Genomic DNA, 623 nt, shown 5'->3' on the forward strand with positions numbered 1-623 from the left:
GCCGAGGCGCAGCTAACCCCGAACGCAAGTGATCGCGCCCGCCTCTCGGCCGAGCAGCCAGGCGCTATCGTCCACGTCGCCGTCAGGGTGGGCACGCCGCTGAACCTGAGTGCGAGCGAACTTGACGAGGGCGCGGCGCCCGGCTGGCGTCGTCGGCACGGTCTGCCAAACGGCCTTCTGCGCCTTCGCGTCGGCATCAGAAAGATAGCCCTCGCGGGCGGCCCACCCCGAGGTTTTTCCGTAGCGCTCTAGCTCCGCCTCGAAGGCGTCGAACGCTGCGGTTGCTGCCTTGCTGGCGGCGATGGCTGCAAGGATCGGATCGGCAGCCGGTGCGGGCTCGGCCGGCCGGCCGACATGGCGCAGCGCCTCCGGCTCCCGGGCGTGCTCGCCGAGGGCGATGTTGCGGAAGGCCACGGCCATCGGGTGGTCCCTCTCGGTCGCGCTGGCGTCGCCCAGGGATTGCGCCTGCCGCGAGATGACAGCAGCGGCGTAGGCGGCACGATCCGCATCGGAGGTCAGCGGCGTGTGGAGCAGCGCCCGGAAAGCCTCCTCCTCGGCCTGCCGCCGCTCGGCGATGTCCGGAAGCCCGTAGGCTTCGGCGTAGAGGGCATACCCATAGGCCA

Annotated in this window: 1 protein-coding gene; it reads right to left on the reverse strand. The window is 71.1% G+C overall.

Annotation, left to right across the window (positions count from 1 at the left end; translation table 11 throughout):
* Positions 1 to 12: 12 nt before the first annotated feature.
* Positions 13 to 623: hypothetical protein (locus VQ02_RS38640; RefSeq protein WP_048448790.1), on the reverse strand; the 611-nt coding region annotated here is incomplete at its 5' end.

Origin of the sequence: Methylobacterium variabile (assembly GCF_001043975.1) — a bacterium.
Lineage (GTDB): Bacteria > Pseudomonadota > Alphaproteobacteria > Rhizobiales > Beijerinckiaceae > Methylobacterium > Methylobacterium variabile.